General features: G+C 59.9%; 20 protein-coding genes. 5 read left to right on the top strand and 15 right to left on the bottom strand.

Annotated elements, in window-relative coordinates; all coding sequences use genetic code 11:
• Positions 1-6: 6 nt before the first annotated feature.
• The 11 genes from CW354_RS08300 to CW354_RS23030 all read right to left on the bottom strand — a co-directional run bounded on the left by CW354_RS08300 (position 7) and on the right by CW354_RS23030 (position 11404).
• Positions 7-390: a hypothetical protein gene (locus CW354_RS08300; protein WP_104829536.1), complete on the bottom strand. Its 384-nt coding sequence runs from the start codon at positions 388-390 to the stop codon at positions 7-9.
• A gap of 34 nt (positions 391-424) precedes the next feature.
• On the bottom strand, positions 425-769 hold the full coding sequence (locus tag CW354_RS08305) for a hypothetical protein (protein WP_104829537.1): 345 nt from the start codon (positions 767-769) through the stop codon (positions 425-427).
• Positions 770-939: 170 nt separating this feature from the next.
• Entirely contained in the window at positions 940-2739 is a 1800-nt protein-coding gene (locus CW354_RS08310; protein WP_104829538.1) for a tetratricopeptide repeat protein, read from the bottom strand.
• 198 nt (positions 2740-2937) lie between these two features.
• Positions 2938-4728 (bottom strand): ParB/RepB/Spo0J family partition protein, encoded by a 1791-nt coding sequence (locus CW354_RS08315; RefSeq protein ID WP_104829539.1) that lies wholly within the window; start codon positions 4726-4728, stop codon positions 2938-2940.
• Positions 4729-4776: 48 nt separating this feature from the next.
• Positions 4777-5253, bottom strand: a complete 477-nt coding sequence (locus tag CW354_RS08320) for a hypothetical protein (protein ID WP_104829540.1) — start codon at positions 5251-5253, stop codon at positions 4777-4779.
• Complete coding sequence (locus CW354_RS08325; RefSeq protein ID WP_104829541.1) at positions 5250-5444, bottom strand: hypothetical protein; 195 nt, start codon at positions 5442-5444, stop codon at positions 5250-5252. The genes CW354_RS08320 and CW354_RS08325 overlap by 4 nt, the downstream gene beginning before the upstream one ends.
• Positions 5445-5449: 5 nt before the next feature.
• A complete protein-coding gene (locus CW354_RS08330; RefSeq protein ID WP_243396330.1) occupies positions 5450-6016 on the bottom strand; it encodes an antirestriction protein ArdA in 567 nt (188 codons plus the stop codon).
• A 433-nt stretch (positions 6017-6449) separates the two neighbouring features.
• Positions 6450-7700: a hypothetical protein gene (locus CW354_RS08335; protein ID WP_133162236.1), complete on the bottom strand. Its 1251-nt coding sequence runs from the start codon at positions 7698-7700 to the stop codon at positions 6450-6452.
• Positions 7701-8014: 314 nt separating this feature from the next.
• Positions 8015-9138, bottom strand: a protein-coding gene (locus CW354_RS08340) for an IS3 family transposase (RefSeq protein WP_423793522.1) whose coding sequence is annotated in 2 segments (ribosomal slippage) — positions 8015-8886 and positions 8886-9138 — 1125 coding nt in all. Because the reading frame shifts where the segments join, the coding sequence is not laid out codon by codon here.
• A gap of 219 nt (positions 9139-9357) precedes the next feature.
• Complete coding sequence (locus CW354_RS08345; protein WP_133162237.1) at positions 9358-10206, bottom strand: hypothetical protein; 849 nt, start codon at positions 10204-10206, stop codon at positions 9358-9360.
• Between the two features lie 367 nt (positions 10207-10573).
• The gene (locus CW354_RS23030; protein WP_133162238.1) at positions 10574-11404 is read right to left on the bottom strand and encodes a hypothetical protein; all 831 of its coding nucleotides are present in this window, start codon (positions 11402-11404) and stop codon (positions 10574-10576) included.
• Positions 11405-12130: 726 nt separating this feature from the next.
• On the opposite strand from CW354_RS23030, the gene CW354_RS23035 reads away from it, so the two are divergent.
• Complete coding sequence (locus CW354_RS23035; protein WP_133162239.1) at positions 12131-12409, top strand: hypothetical protein; 279 nt, start codon at positions 12131-12133, stop codon at positions 12407-12409.
• 50 nt (positions 12410-12459) lie between these two features.
• On the opposite strand, the gene CW354_RS08360 is transcribed toward CW354_RS23035, so the two are convergent.
• Complete coding sequence (locus tag CW354_RS08360) at positions 12460-13290, bottom strand: DNA -binding domain-containing protein (RefSeq protein WP_104829548.1); 831 nt, start codon at positions 13288-13290, stop codon at positions 12460-12462.
• A 462-nt stretch (positions 13291-13752) separates the two neighbouring features.
• Here CW354_RS08360 and CW354_RS08365 point away from each other — a divergent pair, with 462 nt between their 5' ends.
• Complete coding sequence (locus CW354_RS08365) at positions 13753-13974, top strand: hypothetical protein (RefSeq protein ID WP_104829549.1); 222 nt, start codon at positions 13753-13755, stop codon at positions 13972-13974.
• A gap of 13 nt (positions 13975-13987) precedes the next feature.
• On the opposite strand, the gene CW354_RS23915 is transcribed toward CW354_RS08365, so the two are convergent.
• The 3 genes from CW354_RS23915 to CW354_RS23040 form a co-directional block, all read right to left on the bottom strand.
• A complete protein-coding gene (locus CW354_RS23915) occupies positions 13988-14110 on the bottom strand; it encodes a hypothetical protein (RefSeq protein WP_279303120.1) in 123 nt (40 codons plus the stop codon).
• Between the two features lie 72 nt (positions 14111-14182).
• Positions 14183-15013 (bottom strand): DNA -binding domain-containing protein, encoded by an 831-nt coding sequence (locus CW354_RS08370; RefSeq protein WP_165793596.1) that lies wholly within the window; start codon positions 15011-15013, stop codon positions 14183-14185.
• Positions 15014-15075: 62 nt separating this feature from the next.
• Positions 15076-15369: a hypothetical protein gene (locus tag CW354_RS23040; protein WP_133162240.1), complete on the bottom strand. Its 294-nt coding sequence runs from the start codon at positions 15367-15369 to the stop codon at positions 15076-15078.
• A gap of 229 nt (positions 15370-15598) precedes the next feature.
• Here CW354_RS23040 and CW354_RS08375 point away from each other — a divergent pair, with 229 nt between their 5' ends.
• The 3 genes from CW354_RS08375 to CW354_RS08380 all read left to right on the top strand — a co-directional run bounded on the left by CW354_RS08375 (position 15599) and on the right by CW354_RS08380 (position 18243).
• The gene (locus CW354_RS08375) at positions 15599-17095 is read left to right on the top strand and encodes a LicD family protein (RefSeq protein ID WP_133162241.1); all 1497 of its coding nucleotides are present in this window, start codon (positions 15599-15601) and stop codon (positions 17093-17095) included.
• Positions 17096-17331: 236 nt separating this feature from the next.
• On the top strand, positions 17332-17466 hold the full coding sequence (locus CW354_RS23920) for a hypothetical protein (protein ID WP_279303121.1): 135 nt from the start codon (positions 17332-17334) through the stop codon (positions 17464-17466).
• A gap of 87 nt (positions 17467-17553) precedes the next feature.
• Positions 17554-18243, top strand: a complete 690-nt coding sequence (locus CW354_RS08380; RefSeq protein WP_104829552.1) for a lasso peptide biosynthesis B2 protein — start codon at positions 17554-17556, stop codon at positions 18241-18243.
• Positions 18244-18254 lie beyond the last annotated feature (11 nt).

Here is an 18254-nt window from a genome sequence, read left to right on the forward strand (position 1 = left end):
GGACGCTCAATAATAGCCCGTGCCACGATAGGCCGGGTTCGGGATGCAGGGCCGGCCATCACGGGTGGCGTCATAGGTGTAGTATCCGGTGAGCTGCGGCGGGCGACCATCGGAATACCAGGTGGCGTTGTAGCCATTGCCGCCATTGGCCCAATAAGGGCAGTAATAGACGTTCGTATAGGCGCTCTCGCCGTAATAGCGCAGCTTCGCGCGGCGCCGTTCGAGGCAGACGCTGTCATAGCCGACAAACTCATCATCCTGGTTGTAGACCGAGCAAATTTCGTAGTCGCCGTCGGACAGTCGCTGCGCGCTGGCGGGTGACATCGTCATCGGCGCTGCGCAGCAGGCGGCGATCGCGATGGCGGCTATTTTTCCAGGGAGACTCATCATGGGTTCGGCGCTCCTTTGAATAGGGCGTGCGGCGTCATTTGCGGACGAGCACTTCGAAATCGAGGCGGCAGGTAAAACCTTCGTCTTCGGGGGCGCCGGTCGTCAGACGACAGGCGCAGTCCTTGATGTTGAGGCCGAGATGAGCGCGCGCCTCATCCGAAGCGGCGATGCGCGCCTGCCGGCAGGCCTCGGCCTCGGTCGGGCCCTGCGCGTCGAGGCGCCGGGGCTCCCAGACCGCTTCCTGCGCGATGGCGGTTCCGGCGGCCTGGACGATGAGCGTGAGCGCGAACGCGCCGCCGATCCGGGCCGTTTGCGGTCCGCACTTTGCCGCCGATGAGCGCCAGCTGCGCCTGCTTGTGATGCGCCTGCCGCGCGTCATGGTCGGTGCGTCCCTTCACATCCAGCCTGTTCAGGCCTTGGGATGCGGGAAACCGGTCGGGCGGTCTTTCCCCGGCCCCTGAAATCTTCCTGAATTCCCGGGAAAGACATTCTGAAGATTCTGAAACCCGTTCATTTGCAACGGGTTATGGCCTGCAGGGCCTGCGGCGCCTATCCGCGTTTAAGGAGCTCGCGCGCTTCCATGAGCGCCGGATAAGTGTCCGGCATGACCTGCGCGGCTTCGAGGCCGGACCGGCAGGCGGTCGCCTCCTTGCGGATTTCGGCGGCGTCCTCGCCGGCCATATGCGCCGAGATGCAGTGGAGGCGCGCGCGCCAGGGGTGGTCGGGCGCGAAACGGGCCCGGTCCATGGCGTCTTCGGCACGGCGGCGCTCATCGGCGGCCTCTTCGGTCCGTCCCGACACGGCGAGGGCCCGCGCCCAGCGCAGGTGGAAATGCGCCGCCTTGGCGTCCCGGCCATAGAGCACGCGCGCGCCGGTCTGACGCGCTTCGCGCATGAGCGCATCCGCCGCGCCCTTGTCGCCACGCATAGCCTCGGCGAGGGCGAGTTCGGTCATCGTATAGAGCGTCCAATAATGATCGGCGCCGAGGGTTTCCCGATAGCGCGCGAGCATCGGCGAGAGGATCGCGCGCGCCTCGTCGGCTTCGCCGCGCCAGAGATGCGCGATGGCGCGGCTATAGGCGGGCGACAGGGATTCCGGATGATCGGCGCCGAGCGTCATCGCAAAAATCCGGTCGGCTTCATCGAGATGGGGAGCGGCTTTGTCATAGGCGCCGATGGAGACGAGGAAGTCGCCATAATCGGCATGAGCCCAGGCGGTGAGCGGATGCCCAGCGCCATGCAAGGTCTGGCGCAAGGTGAGATGCCGCCGGAACGCCGGATCCGCGAGATCGTAGCGTGCGAGCTTGCGCAGACTGAGGGCGTAAAACCATTCGGCGTCGGCGCGCTCGGCGCCCGACAGGTCCGTCTTCTCCAGGACGCCGGCGAGCGCGGTCGCCGCTTCCTCGTATCGCCCGATTTCGAACAGGAGCTTGGCGCGGGTGATGCGCACGGTTGTGAGTTGCGGCGCGCTGGTGCGCAGCGCCGTCTGCTCGGCGCGGTCGCAGACGCTTTCAGCGCGGCGTGTGTCGCCAGCGAGGCGGAGGTTCTGGCAGAGCGCGCCGTCCACGGGCACGGTGTCGGCGGTTTCACGGCCCGAATTGAGATCGTGGATCAGCGCATAGGCCGCATCGAGATGCGTGACGGCCTTTTCGTATTCGCCCCAGCCGGAGAAGGCGTTGGCGAGGGCGCGATGCAGCACGATGCGCGTGGCCGGGTCATCGCGAAATCGGGTCTCCATTGTGGCGGCGGTGCGTTCAACGACCTCCCTCAGCGACTCGCCCGTCCCGGCGGACGCGTAGGGATCGGCCGGACCGAGGATGTCGACGGAAAAGAAGGCGAGCAGCGCGTCGACCTGCCGGGCCTTCATGTCGGCGGCGCGCTTTGCATTTCCGGACGCCTGCAGCAAGAGGCCGCCGCCGACAAGAAGAACAAGGAGAGCTCCAATGCTCGCCGCCGCGATTGGCGCGCGCAACGACTTCCCCAATCGCCACGGCGTCGGCGCGTCGGCTCCAACGACGGATACATCGGTCTGTTCGAACGCAACGGGCGCGTTCAGCCGGTATCCTGAGCCGTAGACGGCTTCGAGACTGGCGGCATCCTCGCCGAGCGTCTGACGCAGGCGGCTGATCGCCTTGGCGAGGGAGTTTTCATGGACAAGACGTCCCGGCCAGCCAGCGGCGAGGAGATCGTCCTTGCTGACGGCCTCGCCCGCCTTGCGCGCAAGCGCCAGGAGGACGGTGCGGCTGTTGCGATCCATGGGCGCAGGCTGGCCGGACACGCAAATCTCAGCTGAGGGATCAGCAATTTCGACGGCGCCGAATTTCCAGATGCCTGACAGTGTCTCGGTCACGCCGGTCCTTTCCCGAAGTCCGCCGGTAAAATCGGCGAGATCGCGCCGGAAGGCAATTCGGAATGTCCTTTGTAGGGAGTGGAGCAGCGGGCTCGGCAGGTGATCGCATCACCGTCTTGACGCCGTATGACGCAAATCAAAAAACCGCCCGGCAGGCATTGCCGGGCGGCTCTATCAAGCCTGACAGGGGAGAATTCGTCAGGCGGCGTCGGAGTGTGGCACGGACTGCGGTTCGGAGGAAACCTCCGCTTCGCGCGGTTCGAACAAAGCGGCGACGCGCTTCCATGCATCGGCGGGCGCAGACTCCGCGCCGCGCACGAGGCGTTGCGGCGGCGTCTGCATCCAGCCCGGACGCCAGTCCGGATTTGCATCGCAGGCTTTGCCTGCAATCCGGTTTTCGATGATGGCTTTCTGCACCTTCGCCGGATCGTTGCGGCAGGCTTTCGCGGCGGATTTCGTAGCGATGTCGGCCACCATGGCGTTGAGCGCCCGCTTGTCGCGGCAGAGGTCGAAGAAGACGGGTTCGGGCTTCCAGTAGGCGGAAAGGTCGGTCTCGCAGACATGCAGAACCGCCTCGACCAGCGCGCCGCCGGGTTCGAGGGTTTCCGCCATCGACCATGCGAGCACTTCCATGACTTCCTCGTCCGCCATGGCGAGCAGCGCGACGAAGATCTCGCACAGCCGGTAGGCGTCGCTGTTGCGCCGCGCTTCACCATTATCGCCAAGCGCCTCGAACATCGACGCGATGCGCTCGCGCTTCGCTTTCATGTCTGCGGCGGCTTTCGAGGCTGCGAGACTGGCCTCGGTTTCCGCTTTGCGGGTGCGGCATTCGTGGGCGCGAACGTCCCACAAGGCGGAGCCTGCAAGTGTGTGGGCGACCATGAGCCGGAGCGCGATGGCGGGCTCGCCCGCGAGGCTCGCCTGCGCCGCGCCATGGCGATGCAGGAGGATGTATTCCGCGAGCGGGCCGGACATTTCGGGCTTAACCGGATCGGGTTTCGCCGGTTTCTCTCCATTGGCGTTCGCCGCATGCCGCCGGGCTTCGGCTTGCCGCAACAGCCCTTCATGGAAGTTGACCGTGCCGTCATGGCGGATTTCGACAAACACCTTGCCGCCTTGGCTTTTCGGCGTCTTCACAAAGTCCCAACTCGCGAATTGCGCGCCCCGTTCGAGGGTCACAACGTCCTTCCAGCCGCGTTCGCGATAGGCGTCGATGCGGGCGGCGACGGCGTCCGATTGCGCCTTCCAGAACGCGCCTGCATCGGCAAACACATCATGGTCGCCGAAGAGGTCTGTTGTGACGGCCCCGTCATAGGTTTCGAGGTCAAAGAGGGCCTTGTCGGTGGTGATCGCCGCGCCGCCCGCGATCCATGCGCGGCAGGCCCGGCCCACAGGCGCGCGTTCGTTGTCGTCCTTGAAAAGCCGCAGCCATTCGGTCTGCTGGCTCTTGCTGGCGAGGGTGAGCGCGCGGGCGGTTTCCGCCACGATTTCCTCGTCGGCGTAGAGCTTGCGGATCGCGGGCGAAAGGCTCGCGAGCGCGAGGACACGGCGCACATCCGCCGGAACAATGCCGAAGAATTCGGCGATGGTCTCGACGCTGTCGCCTGCGTCATGGAGGCGTTTGAAGGCGACATATTCCTCCATTTCATGGGCGTCGCGGCGTCCGACATTCTCGATGATTGACGCGGCGATGGCGCTGGCGTCATCATCATCGGTCATCAGTTCGCAACGGACCATCGGGGCTTGCCCGGTTTCGGCCTCGACCTGTTTGAGGGCGTAGTAGCGCCGCCGTCCGGCGACAATACCGAACCCTTCGCCTTCGGGGCGGACCAGCAAGGGCTGGCGAACGCCCTTGGCGCGGATCGACGGATAGATGTCGCTGACGTCCGGGGCCTTGCGTGCGTAGCGCATATTGGTCTTCGAAATATGCAGGCTCGAAAACGGAATGTCCCGGCTGACGGTGTTTGGCGTGGCGTTATTAGTGGTCATGAGTCTGGTCTCCTTTAAGGGTGGTGGTGGGAAAAATGGCGGGCGGCGTCAGCCGCGCGCCTGTCGGGATTGAGGGGGGCGGCTGAGGCGTTCGGCGATGTCGTTTCCGGCGTCGATGGCTTCGGGAAGAAGCTCGCAGGCGATTTCGGTCAGGTAGGCGTTGTCCGTCCCGGGATAGTTCGCCTCGACGCCCCACAGGCTCGCGGCGGCCTCATCCAGCATGACGCCGTCGAGCGAGACGGAGAGAACGACGCCGCAATAGAACCATTCGTCATTGCGCCATGCTTCCATGATCGCCTCGGCCCTCGCCTGCGCGTCGGCGAGCCGCATACGCCAGTTGTTTCCGGGTCCGATGAAACCCGGGTCGCCGATATATTCCGATGGCCAGAATCCGTCCTGGCGCTGGTCGGGTGCGTCGCCGCAATCGTCGCGCACGATGCGCGCGACGATCTCGAAGCCCTGCGTCTCGCATGAAATGCTGTCGCCTTCGCAGACGAAGGCAGCGAAGCGTTCTGTGAAGCTCATGACGCCCTCCGCAAGTCGAAGCCTTCGCGGGCGCAGAGGTCGGCGAGGTTTTCCGCCTCCTTGGCGGTGAGGTCATCGCCAAGCTGGCGGTAGATGGTCCCAAGGGCGAAGCCCTTGGGGGTTCTGACGACATGCGCCCAGCGATAGGGCCCATGTCCGTCTTCGCGCGGTTTCGCCTGATAGCGGGCCATGGCGGTCACCGCGTCCAGAACACATGGACTTCATCGAAGCCCGTTCGGATGACGAGGATTTCGCCGGACATTTCCATGTCGCGGGCGAGCGCTTCCCAATCGATGTAGTATTCGAGGGATTTCGGGATGTCGGTCCCGCATTCGCGGGTGATGTCCTCGGCGAAGTCGGCGGTGGATTTGAACTCGCCCGCATAGTCCTCGAAGGCGGCTTTCGCCTCTTCGAGGTCATCGCCGAAATGGGTGCAGAGCTTCGCGGCGACTTCGCCATGTTCGCCGATGAATTCGGCAAGGTCGCAGACGGTTTCGAATGAGGAATATTCGGAAAGGCTCGCGTCTTCGAACCCTTCATAATCGTGTATGCTCCACTCCTCCGCCTGCGGAATAGGTGAAGCGGCAAGCATGGCCTGCACCTCTTCCATAATTTCGTCGGGCGTCGTGGCGTCTATCCAGCGGCCATGCAGAAAGCCGTTATTGTAGGCGGCAAGACACGCCACATAGATGCGCGGCCCATCGGGCCGCGCCTGCTGCGGGCTCTCCGCAAAAGGCGCGGGGCTCATTGGTTGGTCACTCATGTCTCAGCTCCTTCTCCCCGCCCGCGCTCCTTTCCCCGGAAGGGGGCGGAGGCAGGCGGCGAAAAGGCGCGTCGCCGGGGCGCATAAGGCCGCGGCGCAAGGGGGGCTGAAGGTATGAGGCCTAAAGACGATCCGGACGAAAGAGATCCCGCCCCCTTGCGGCGCGGACGCGCCCCGGCAAAAGCGCCGGCCGCCTGCAACCGCCCCCTCCGGAGAAGATACAGATGCTTACCGGCGTGGTTGACGCGTTTTTTTCATGCCGGATCGACCGGGACACAGAGTATGAGAACGGAAACCCTCGCCGAACAAATTCGACGAGGGCTTTCGATAATGCCAAGCTCATCTAGCAGATCGGCGACAGCGTCCCGTGACCAAAGAGCGTATTGGGGTATTGCGGCTCGAACGCAAATCAAACGAATTGATTTACAGACCGCTAGAGGTCGACATCTCCACTCTTCGGCTGGGATTCGCGCGTAGCGATCCAGTCCGCGATTTCCGAATGGTTTTGTGCTCCGACTTCACTCCAGAACCAATTCATGAGGCGGCGCGGAGCGAACATGGTGAGGTCGTATCGTTCGACCATGCCGCTCTCGCGATCATACACCGTCGTGTTGATAACCGAGACGCCGCATTTCGGTTCGATGTACATTGACCTTCCATCGACTTTGAACCGGGTGATGTCCAATGACTGGTAGGGCAAATCAGGGCATTCGCGCTTGTAGTCAGCGTTGTATTTCTGGATCAGCGTCCCGTCGGGCTGATAGCTGCGCATGGTCTCCCAGCGATTGCCGTTGGTGGAGCGCTGCTGCTGCACCTCGCCGAACTTGCTATTGAAGGCCGAAATGTAAGTTGGCACGTCGATGCCGACATTCGCGCCTTTCATGGCGCCGACGGAGCGGCGCACGATCATCGCGCGCATTTTCCCATCATTGATATCGGGATAATAGTCGATGATATATTGATCGCTGCGCGTGTCGGTCATGGATTCATAGAACCAGGTGGTCTCGAGCCCTTTGGGCAGCATGAAGATCTTGTCTTTCTTCTCAAGCCCGCGCTCGCTGACCAGGATCGCATCGATTTCATCCTCGGTCATGCCGACAACAATGTCCCCGACGGCGACGTCGTCGCCGAAGGTCGCGTAACTTTCCGGCGGCAGCGGCCCGGCCATGAGTTCGAGCGTGATAGTCTTTAGAAGCTCGCTCTCTTCGTCCACGGTTACGGTTACGTTATTGAGCCCGTTGCGGGTTAGGTCGATGCTCGCCTTCGGGACGCAGCGGGGTGCGGATGTGCCTGTGTTGAGCATCAGCGTGCTCGAATTCCCGTCGACACGGCCGTAATATTCGCAAGACCGGCGGCTGCTCTTTTGTTCGGTCGTCAGCTTTAGAACGTCCTCGGCGACGAGGAGAGAAGCGGTGACAATTTCGGGGCCGATCTGCACGCCGCCGCTCCAGAAGCCGTTGAACGGCGCAGTGAGGGGCGACCCGTTTCGTGATGCGGGCGCTGGTTTTGACGTGGCGCTTGCGGTCTTCGCATTCTTCGCCGAAGCGGATGTTTCTTTCCCGGAGGGCGCAGCCTGTGCTGCGGGCTCAGCCGATTGGGGCGCCGCTTCGGCGCCTTCGCTGCTTGCTCCGCAAGCGGCCGCTAAAATACTGAACGCTGCAATTGCAGCTCCCCAACGCGTCATCAGCCCATCTCCTGTTTACCCGTGCTGTCTATGCAGAGCGTACTTTCGCGGCTCACGCTTCCTGTGTCCAGCGCTGCACGCCTCAATGAATAAGGGCTATCTAGCAGCGGTTCTGGACTGAAATGTGTCAGCGCCGCTCCTAAACGCCGATAATCGGAAATTCATTGCACCGACTGGTGGTCTGCTCCCGAAAAAGTGGTCCGTTATTTGAGTTAGTCCCGGCTTCGATTAAGACGCTTGGGATCGGTGGTCCGGCCTTGGTGTTAAAATCCAGCGGCGATGAGACGCTTGGGATTGGTGGTCCGGCCCTGACGTTAAAATCCAGCAGCAAGTTGGACCTGTCCACCATGGCACAGGCCTGAGATTTCGGCAAATTCTGCCGGCGTTTTTCCATTGTGAGCCATGTGAGGCCGGCTCTCATTGTAATCGACCCGCCACGCCTCTGCGAGCCGCTGCGCTTCGCCCGGCGAGGCAAACCAGTTCACGTTCAGGAACTCGTCGCGCAGCGTCCCATTGAACGATTCAATGTGCGCATTGTCCGTCGGCGTGCCGGGGCGGGAGAAGTCCATCCGAACCTTGTGGTGATAGGCCCAGAGATCGACGATCTGACCGGTAAATTCCGCGCCATTGTCGCAGAACATCGCGTCGGGGCGTCCGCGCAGATAAACCAGCCGGTTCAACGCCCGGACCACATCTTCACCGCGAAGGCGCGAGCCGACTTCAATAGCGAGCGCCTCCCGCGTGAATATGTCCACGACGGTCAGCAGGCGGATCTTGCTCCCATTCGACAGTTGGTCGTGGACAAAATCCATGCTCCAGGCCTGGTTCGGCCGGGAGGGTTGGCAGCGGGCTTCCCGATGAACCGCCATCTTGCGCCGGCGGGGCCGTTTTGACCGTAAACACAGGCCTTCTTCGCGATAGAGACGATAGACGACGTTCTTGCCCACCTGCCAGCCCTCACGCTTCAGCATGACATGCACCCGCCTGTATCCGAACCTGATCCGTGTCGCCACGATCTCATGCATGCGCTGGCGTAAAGCCGTCAGGGGATCCCGCCTGGACGGCTTACGCTGGGTGGACCGATGCTGGCGTGTCAGCTTGCAGGCCCTTCGCTCGGAGTAGCCGTGTGACGCCCGCACATAGTCTACAACCTGCTTCATGAGCGATGGCCGGGGAACTTTTTTGACAGAACGTCCTGAAGAACGGCCTTGTCGAGGCTGAGCTCTGCGACAAGCTTCTTCAAACGGGTGTTCTCTTCCAGGACCTGTTTCAGCTCCCGGACCTGGTCCGACTCCAGCCCGCCATACTTCTTCTTCCAACGATAATACGTCATCTCGGAGATGCCGAGTTGGCGGATCAGGTCCGCTACAGGCATCCCCATCTCGACCTGCTTCAGGGCCGCCACGATCTGCTCGGTTGAATATCGCTTCTTCTTCATCGCGAACTTCCTCCTTCAGGAAATCCGCTGGAAAACTAACATCAAATCCGGACCACTTTCACCCGGTCACGTCACTTCTTCATAGCTTGTCGGGGTGGGGTAATTGACATTTGCGCCAAGAAGCTGAGTCACTTTCTGAAGCAGTTTCTGCTCGTCCCAAGTCGTGTTGACATTTGACAGCGGCATTTGGCTCTCCCCCGATATGAATAAGAAAAAAGGTCAGTAGGCAGGATAATACTTTGGATGAAAGCGACAGATTTCCGTCTGCCGCTCCGGCGAGTCGATTTGAAGAAGCCTGAGGTCAACGATGTGTTCGAGCGGGCGCTTTCCGCCTAACCGCCCGCCGATGAGCGCATAAGCCCGCTCATCAATTACGACCACGTCAAAAAAGCCGCCCAGATCCGCGTTTGATGCGATCGGCGCCGGGTCATCAGTGCTAATACTTGCTGACGTGATCGAAAGTTCACGCCCGATCGTGGTTTCAGGCATCCGCAACTTTGATTTAACTTCGTCGGGATCGGCTCCAAGCACCAATGGCTGGTCCAGTATGAAAGCGCTTGATGCTGTCCAACCATACAGTCTGTCGACGAGCAAAATCAGCGCATCCCTTGTGCCGTCATTGTCGACATCTGCAACTTCAGTGTACCAAATCGGCCGTGGCTCACCGTTCAGGACGGACCAATTGACTGAAAAAGCATTGCCCAACAACAAATCACGGGTTTCAAAAGCTTCGACCATCGTCGCGCGCTGATATATCGGCGTACGCTGTTGGTTGAGCGATGCGAGAAGCTTACCGCATGCGGCGTCACCGGTGGTGTATGCAAGTTCATACGTATCGGCAGGCCGACCTTGGATATAGAAATCGTACTTTTTCGGCTTCGTCGCGTCCGCAGCATCCAGGGCATCTTGATTGGAACTTTTCGCCGATAGTAGCTCATTCTGTGACACCGTCTGCCCAAGCGATCCAGATATGGGGCTCCCATCCATTTGCGCATGCGCGGATGGAACATTGAAGAGAACCGAGAGCATCGTGAGGGTAAAAAGCGGGAACGAGAATTTCACAGACATTGGAAAACACTCCGATTAGAGATGAAGCCGTGACGATCATGCGGCAGAGGCGGAACGTCGCCGCAAACGCAGTGTATAAAATCCGCATGACATCTGGACATTTTTGGGTCCGGCCCTTCCTATTCTGTTAAGTTAGCTCGTCGTGTTTGTTCTGGTTCCCTCTTTATTTTTCCCGATCAGGGCACGGCATCGGCCCCCCCTCCGCCCAACCATCTGATCGCCTGAAGGCGCAGAGCCTGGAGGCGGCGTTTGCGCCAGCAACAGCTGAAACTCAGCGATCTGTTCGTCCGTAAAGGAAAAATCAGTAAAACCATCAGCCATTTGAACTTCTCCCACCATTGGTTCATGAGCGCACCACGAGCTGCGTTCATGTTATCTGGTCTAGCCAGCCGTTTATTGACTCGTAAATTTCGATCAGAGACTGCTCGAACATCTTCGAACGCGCAGGATCTTGCATGCTTTCGCCGAAGCGAATTGAAAGTTGAACGGAGCTCACAATATCTTTGTCGAAACGAGCGGTATATTCACACACTCCGATGTCCGAGCACTCGAAGGTCAACGGCGCGCCGGACGTGGTTCGAAGGCTTCTCGATACGTAGTACAGTGTTGTTCGATTTTGCGCGTTTGCAACCTTCACAATGTCAAAAGCTTGTGTTTCGGAGGGCTCGCTGCTTTTGAGAGACGCATCGACATCACCGACGATCGCGGAAAGCCGATTATAGGTATCAGCGAACCGCCCGGCAGCACTGTCCGGTCGTGTTCCGTCATCATCGAGATCAAGGAACTTAACTTTCTCCGCGGACAGCAATTGAAGTTTAACACCAACAGCATGGGCATCTGTTAGCCCCAATTCATCAACCCGATTTTCGGTTTCAGTCTTCCAACCAAAGTCGTCGAGGTCTCCAGAAACCTGGATCAGGCGTGGATTGATTGGTTCATCTGTTGTCGATTGACAGTAGACATAATCGAAATGGCGATCCGATTCAGTCTTTGCGCGAAATTCAGATGCGTTCCCGCCTTGGAAGCTCGGTTCATACGATTGCGGGATGCGAATTGACGAGCTGCCCATTTCAATGCGCCATATCTCGGGTGTCTCGCACTCCCTCTTGGGGACGCGCTCATCGCCGCAAGCAGACAACAGAGTGCTGCAGAAAATAGAGAAAATGCACGAGATGGAAAATGAGGAAATCAAACGCATGGAAAAACACTCCGATCAGAGATGAAGCCGTGACGATCATGCAGCAGAGGCGGAACATCGCCGCAAGTGCAGGGTATAAAATCCGCATGACATCTGGACATTTTTGGGTCCGGCCCTTCCTAATTTATTAAGCTAGATCGTTGTGTTTGTTCTGGTTCCCTTTTTAAATATTTCCCGTTCAGAAGGCAGCACTCGCACGCCGCGACCCATAACCGGCCGGAATTGCTGCGCACCTGTCGATTGGACGCGTAACTCAGTCTGAATGGCGCGGCTGATCAGGCGTCGCGCATTTTCAATCAGGCGACATTCACTAAGAAATCCCGCCCTATTTCGCCCCCCAGGCGATTTATTTCTTCGACACTCAACCTACTGTACTCGACCTGCATTGCAATCAAAGGTTTTGTGACAAATCAAGTATTATTTTCCCCTTTTGATTTAATGTGATTGTAATTGCCTGAACTTTTTTGAGAGAGCGCTCTAAGTTTACATCTGAATTTTTATTCCGCCGCGGCGCGGTTCGTATCTGGAGACGTGTTGAACGTTTTGCCGGTTTGGCCATGCGAACGTCGCGCGGGCCCACGCATGTTCGCGCCAAGCTGCTCCTGCGCCGTCCGGTTTGTCGCGCACCTTCCAGACCAGACCGCGAGGGCTTTCAAGCAGCGTCTTCCCGAACGAATGTCCAGGTCGCATCATGACGGCGGCAGTCATTGATTCGTCGCGGGCACGATGCAACACAACGAACCAGCAGAGACAGAGGAGATCAGCGCGCTTGAGATCGCGCCGATGCGAGATGTATCTGATCCGCCGCGGATTCTCACGATCCGACCGGCGCGACCCGGTGAAACGCCGGACCTCTGGTGTGTGATCGCCCGGATGAAGGGCGGCGCGGGGCGCGTTCTCAAGGATGAGCGCGACCAATCGGCGGCGCTCGCTTTCGCCGAAGCCTTCCGGGAGCGGCTGCGCGGGACACAAACACATCCGCTTCCTGCGATTGTTGCGATCTGAACGATGCGCGGCGTCGCTCCGGGCGCCGCAAAGGTCTGATCAGCGACATGCTAGCGCAGAAACGGGTCTGCGCGCAGCAGGTCCTCCCGATAGCCGCCATCGCGCAGCGCCTCGGCTTTCTTCACCAGATACCGAACGGCATGTTTCATGGAAGGCCCGTTCCACTCTTCGCGGACCCGGATTTGGCCGTAGAGCGCGGCCGCGACATCCCTGTGATTGCCGCCGAGGGCCAGGCAATCGAGGGCGATAAGACCGTCGCGAAGAATCTGGGTGGTTTTGCTCCATTGCGCCGGCCGCGTCGGATAGACCCCGTTATAGACGTCAAAGGCGGACTGGAGCAGTTTCGACCGTCGCGGAAAACTCTGCATGTCGGTGATCATCAAGCGGACGCCAACGGGTTCAAGGCCGAGCAGCGAGACGCCGGTGCAGCAGTTTTGAATCACCGATCCGTCGCAGCGGCAAAGAAGATACTCGCGACCGGAATAATCGGTGACGTGCGTGGATTTGGAGACCGCGTTGACGCGTTCCCAGATTTCGCACGGCTCATGCGGAGCGCGGGTAACGCAGTAGATGATGATCTGGTCGGGAAAGGCGGCGAGATTCCAGACGACATCCGCGTCATGACCGTTGAGGTTGGGATCCGGCATCATGACAAGGCCCCAACGATCGGCCAGGGGCTGCGGCTCTCGCGCGCGCAGAATTCGGGCGTTTACGCATGGCGCCTTGCGCTCTGAAATATCGTCATCGCGCCGTGTCGCCGCATCGCGTCTGAAATCAGGATTTCGGCGCAGGAATTCCCAAGCCCACCGATCAGGCGAGAGACGCCAGAGATAATCGTATCGGCTGAGTTCGACCCGATCGCCGATCGTGAAGTGTTCCATCTCCCTTACCGTTTGATCCTGTGATGTTGGCCGGAGGGCGCATCAGAGGCGACCGTTGTTCTATTTTTAGTTGTTCCGCCAATATACAGTATGAGTCAAGTAAAGACGCACGCCGCCACGCCTTCGGCGGCGTCGACCGTCGTCTTCGGGAAGTTCGACTCAATTGGCTCTGAGGCCACCTGTCATGGACGCATTTACAACCAGCGGGATGATCCTGCATTGCGTGCGAGATGCGGCGTGTCGTCAGGCAAGTGAAAAAATAATGCTGCGGCAGGTTGTCGGCAGCGCGGGAGTCTGATCGCGAGCGTGCGCGATGGCGCGAGCGAACGTGTTGAGGAGACAGGCAAAATTTGCCGATGGATCGATCGCAAACACAAAACTTGTCTTTGCACCGGGGCAGCAACTCTAAAGAGTAGGCGCGCGCGGTTGAAAGCGCTTCCATGCCATGTTTGGAGGCTGGCGATGAGAGCGGCATTATGGGCTTGCGACGATATTCTGGTGGATCTTGAAGACCGCGACGTCACCGTCCGGTTCGTCCATTTCAAAACCCATGCGACGGTTACGGTTGCATTGCGGATCAACGCCCGAGCGCTCGACACATCGGTCGAAGAACTCAAGCGCAGGGTGGAAGCGCTGGCGGGCGACTGTGTCAGCGATCTTGCCTCGTTTCTCGATGGAGGGTGAGCGAACGCCGTTTTCACGCAGCGAAGACGGCGAAATACAGAACCGCAATCACAAGGATCGCGACGAGTATCCAGAAGGCGCGCGGCGGCGGTGCGGGGGTATAATCGCCGCTTCGATCCCTGTCCCATCCGCTCATGGCTGTTTTCCGTGACTTTGACTCAACAGGCGCGGCGAGGGGGCGAGGATTTGTTGGCGCCCCCGCCCCGTCTTAGCGCGCGAATGGGTCGGCGAGAAGCAGCTCGTGGGCGTATCCGCCATCGCGCAGCGCTTCGGCCTTTTTCACGAGATATCGAAGCGTATGTTTCATGGACGGCCCGTTCCATTCCTCGCGCACGCGGTCTGATCCGTAAAGGGCGTTGGCGATGTCCTTGCGCGATCCGCCGAGGGCCAGGCAATCGAGCGCAATCAGCCCGTCCCGCAACACCTGGGTCGTCTTGGTCCATTTCGGCTCAGCCGGGCCCGGCGGATCGTTGTAGACCCGGAACGCCGCCTCAAGGAGTTTGAGGCGGCGGGCATATCCGTCCATGTCGTCGATGATGAGTTTGATCCGGACCGGCTGGTCGCCGAGAAGGGACACGCCCGAACAGCGATGCTGAATCACGGCGCCGTTGCATCGCACGAGAAGATATTCCGGGCCGGTGTAATCGGTGACATGGGTGAAGGTGGAAATCAGCGTTACGCGGTCCCAGAGTTCGCAAGGCTCATGCGGCGCGCGGGTGATGCAGTACAGCTCGATCTGGTCGGGGAACGCCGTCCGGTTCCAGACGACTTCGGCGTCGCAGGCGTTGAGATCCGGGTCCGGCATGAGGACAAGCCCCCAGCGATCCGCGAGCGGCTGGGGCTCCCGGGGGAGCAGGATCTTCGCATCGACGCAAGGGGCGCGCCTGACAGAGATCGCATCATCGCGGCGAAGCGCAGCGGCGCGCTTGAACTCCGGGTTTCGCCGCAGATACTCCCAAGCCCAGCGGTCCGGGGAAAGGCGCCAGAGATAATCGTATCGGCTGAGTTCGACGCGATCGCCGAGCGTGAAGTGTTTCATCTCCCTAACCGCTGCAGCCTCTGAGGCCAGCGGGCGCATCAAAGGCAGGTCTTGTTCTATTTTCAGTTGTTTGGACGATAATCCGGATGAGTCAAGTAAAGGCGCGCGCCGTACCGGATTCCGATCCAGTCAGAAACGGTCGCTGGAATCATGCAAATGTCGCGCTTTTTCAGGCATAACGGACGCCGCTCGCCTGCAGCCGTGCGCCGTGGCGCGATCACCGGCCGCCATGAGCATTTCAGCACCAAAATAGGATCACAAAAGAGATAACGGTTGATCCAGTGCTTGCGGACAATTCGAGCAAAATCCGCAGCATAAAATACTTGAGCGCCCGGAAAGCTGACTGTAGCATCCAAGCAGGTTAGCTACCCCGCTCTGCAAATCCGCAACGGGGCATAAAGGGCCGGGCGCGGCCGGCGGACATTGCAATCCGTCTCCCGCGCGAAGCCCGACAAGAACCCGCTAGCGACCTGACAATTCGAACAACAAAGACTCTGCCGGCGCCGCAATCGCGCCTCGCAATGCATTTGCCCGCCTTCAGGTGCGCAAGGCAGCGGCGGTGATTTTTCAGTGTGGGAATTTGATATGGACGACCGTAATTCCAGGCAGCGGCACCGACGGCTTCGAACGCGTTCGCGCCGTAATGTTCGAAGACTGAAGGCGTCGAATATCCAGCCGGACGAACAGGACGCCCCGGAACACGAAGCGGCGCCGAGGACCTGGCGTGAGCTGATGGAGGACGGCAAGGCGCTGATGGATGCGGGCCGAGCTGAGGAAGCGGCATTGTCCTTCTGCTACGCACATGATCTGCGGCCCGATCATGTGGTGACGATCCAGCATCTCGGCGCGGCGCTGTTGCGCGCCGGCGATCCCAAACGCGCGCTTGGCTGGTTTGACGAGGGACTTTGGGCCGCGCCGGGCAATCCAATCCTGCTGCACGGCAAGGGCCTCGCCTATCACGCGTTGCGCGCGCGGGGCCGCGCACTTGAGGCGTTCCGGAGCGTTGTTGCGCGCGACGCGGACGCCTCGGCGTCCTGGCAATCGATCGCGGACCTGACGCCGGACGAGTGCGAGCGCCTTCATGCGATTGGCGCAGCGGCGGATGCGCTGCTGCGCGCATGCACGCGGCCGACGGCGGGCGCCGAGGATTTCTTCCGCGGCGCGACAGCTTTGATTGAGGCGCGCCGGTTCGATGAGGCGGTGTGGTTTGTCGAGAAGCATTTTCATTGCTTCGCGGCCCCGCGCATCGCTCATGACAAGCTGGCGAGCGCGCATTATCGCCGCGGCGCATTCGCGGACGCGTTCTTTCACAAGCTGCGAGCGCTGCAATGCCTCGCGCCGGAAGATGTCGGGTCGGCCGGTGCTGCTGGTCAGTTCGATCCCGGCGCGGCTCGGGCTGCGCTCGCGGACATCTACGACATACTGGGGGCGGCCGGCGTGCCGGCGTTTCTGGCCGCCGGCACGCTGCTCGGATTTATGCGGAGCGGCGGGCCGCTGGCACATGACCGGGATATCGATCTCGGCGTCATGCGTGATGATGAGGGCGGCCCCGACATTGCAAAGATCCTGCGCGAGCATCCAGCGCTGATGCTGCCGCGCGCCGCCCGTCCGGGCGACCGGTATTTCGGTCTGACGCACAAACATGTCGGCATCGATATCTTCCTCTACGCGAACGACGACGACGCCGGCGTTTGCGGTTTTTCGGACCACCCCGGCGACATTGAGTGGCGGTTCTCGGCGTTCGACGCCATTGCGCAGCGTTTCAGCGACCGGACCTTCCGCATTCCCTCCGGCGCAGAGCGCTATCTGGCGGAAACCTACGGCGCCGACTGGCGTCGCGCTGACAAGGGGTTCGCTTCGGCGATCAGCTCGCCGGCGCTTTCCGGCGTAGATGACTATGCGCGCGCTTTTTACAGCGTCGCGCGCGCAGAACGCAGCCTGCTGCTTGGCGACCGGGAAAAAGCCGCCGCGCTGATCGCCCAGTCACCCATAAAAATCGAATTCAACATTCCGCTTTCGGCGCCGCCGGCGATTGCCGCCACGCCCGCCAAAGCGACGAACAGCAATGACGCGGAGGCGTAGAAAGGCGCAGACGATGCCCTAATCCATTCGTACACGTTCCTTTTTGAAAAAGACCTGGCCAGGCAACCTGCTCCCTCGGCGCGAGAATCGTGCGAACCCTATAACTATATATTATATTTAGACTTTTTCCGATTTTCCAATTGACTCCCGGTATTGATGCGCGCACGCTGAAATTGTCTCCGGAGACGTTTGAACCCTGAAAAAGGGAAACCCCAAACCAGAAAGGAGGTGCTGACATGAAAACCAGCAAAGACAATCATCAGTCTGACGACGAATTCGAACCGCTCGAACTCGGGACGGTTTCGGAAGAAACGAAGGGCGACATTTATCCTGGCGTCGAATCCTTGGATCCGAACAGCAGGATCAACTAAGAGGCCGAATGCGAGGGTGTGAGCTCACACCCTCGCTCTTCGGTCAAACCGAGTCGCAGTCTTTTAGTCCTTCATTGGCAATATGATATGTTCGAACTCGCACAAAATGCATGTTCATGCGAAATCGGCGGCACAACGATCATTCTTGACGTTTCGGCGGATAAATTCATCCAAACCAACCAGCGTCAGTCACAGTGGCTTGATGAAATCCTAACGCATGACGATCGGAATGGCGCTCTTTCGGATTCGGCTACTCAATTCGCCGAACGACTAATTGCACGAGGAATACTGGTTCGCACAACATCAACAACAAACATGCCGAACCGAATCCGCCAAGAAGCTCCTACTGCATCAATCATGGTGAGAGCGGCTGCGGAGCCCACCCATATCGAATTGCGTCTCCTTGTCACATTCTGTCGAGCATTGATCGAGTGTTGGGCTTTGGAGCATTTTGAGTCATTTGAAGACCAGGTGCGTGCTGCGAAGAAATGGAGTTTGCGAAACCCAAAGAGCAAACCGTGCAACTCTGAAGAGGCCTACTCCGCTATACATGCCTTCCACGCGCTCACCCCATACTTTTTCTCCTTAGAGGATGCGTGCCGCTTCCGAAGCCTCGTCTTGTTGCGCTATATCTCACTGCTTCGGTATGATGCGAGCTGGGTGTTTGGAGTTCAACTCTCTCCATTCCGCGCTCATTGTTGGGTAGAAAGCCAACGGGTCGTGCTGAATGATGAACTTGAGAACATACTAGGCTTTCACCGGATCATGTTGGTGTAGGGGCCTATATC

Source organism: Hyphococcus luteus, assembly GCF_002943565.1.
Lineage (GTDB): Bacteria > Pseudomonadota > Alphaproteobacteria > Caulobacterales > Parvularculaceae > Hyphococcus > Hyphococcus luteus.

Bases quoted from the DNA above. Each gene is read 5' to 3' on its own strand.
- CW354_RS08300 (WP_104829536.1), bottom strand. From the start codon at position 390: ATGATGAGTCTCCCTGGAAAAATAGCCGCCATCGCGATCGCCGCCTGC.
- CW354_RS08305 (WP_104829537.1), bottom strand. From the start codon at position 769: ATGACGCGCGGCAGGCGCATCACAAGCAGGCGCAGCTGGCGCTCATCG.
- CW354_RS08315 (WP_104829539.1), bottom strand. From the start codon at position 4,728: ATGACCACTAATAACGCCACGCCAAACACCGTCAGCCGGGACATTCCG.
- CW354_RS08320 (WP_104829540.1), bottom strand. From the start codon at position 5,253: ATGAGCTTCACAGAACGCTTCGCTGCCTTCGTCTGCGAAGGCGACAGC.
- CW354_RS08325 (WP_104829541.1), bottom strand. From the start codon at position 5,444: ATGGCCCGCTATCAGGCGAAACCGCGCGAAGACGGACATGGGCCCTAT.
- CW354_RS08330 (WP_243396330.1), bottom strand. From the start codon at position 6,016: ATGAGTGACCAACCAATGAGCCCCGCGCCTTTTGCGGAGAGCCCGCAG.
- CW354_RS08335 (WP_133162236.1), bottom strand. From the start codon at position 7,700: ATGACGCGTTGGGGAGCTGCAATTGCAGCGTTCAGTATTTTAGCGGCC.
- CW354_RS08345 (WP_133162237.1), bottom strand. From the start codon at position 10,206: ATGTCTGTGAAATTCTCGTTCCCGCTTTTTACCCTCACGATGCTCTCG.
- CW354_RS23030 (WP_133162238.1), bottom strand. From the start codon at position 11,404: ATGCGTTTGATTTCCTCATTTTCCATCTCGTGCATTTTCTCTATTTTC.
- CW354_RS23035 (WP_133162239.1), top strand. From the start codon at position 12,131: ATGCAACACAACGAACCAGCAGAGACAGAGGAGATCAGCGCGCTTGAG.
- CW354_RS08360 (WP_104829548.1), bottom strand. From the start codon at position 13,290: ATGGAACACTTCACGATCGGCGATCGGGTCGAACTCAGCCGATACGAT.
- CW354_RS08365 (WP_104829549.1), top strand. From the start codon at position 13,753: ATGAGAGCGGCATTATGGGCTTGCGACGATATTCTGGTGGATCTTGAA.
- CW354_RS23915 (WP_279303120.1), bottom strand. From the start codon at position 14,110: ATGAGCGGATGGGACAGGGATCGAAGCGGCGATTATACCCCCGCACCG.
- CW354_RS08370 (WP_165793596.1), bottom strand. From the start codon at position 15,013: ATGAAACACTTCACGCTCGGCGATCGCGTCGAACTCAGCCGATACGAT.
- CW354_RS08375 (WP_133162241.1), top strand. From the start codon at position 15,599: ATGGACGACCGTAATTCCAGGCAGCGGCACCGACGGCTTCGAACGCGT.
- CW354_RS23920 (WP_279303121.1), top strand. From the start codon at position 17,332: ATGAAAACCAGCAAAGACAATCATCAGTCTGACGACGAATTCGAACCG.
- CW354_RS08380 (WP_104829552.1), top strand. From the start codon at position 17,554: ATGTTCGAACTCGCACAAAATGCATGTTCATGCGAAATCGGCGGCACA.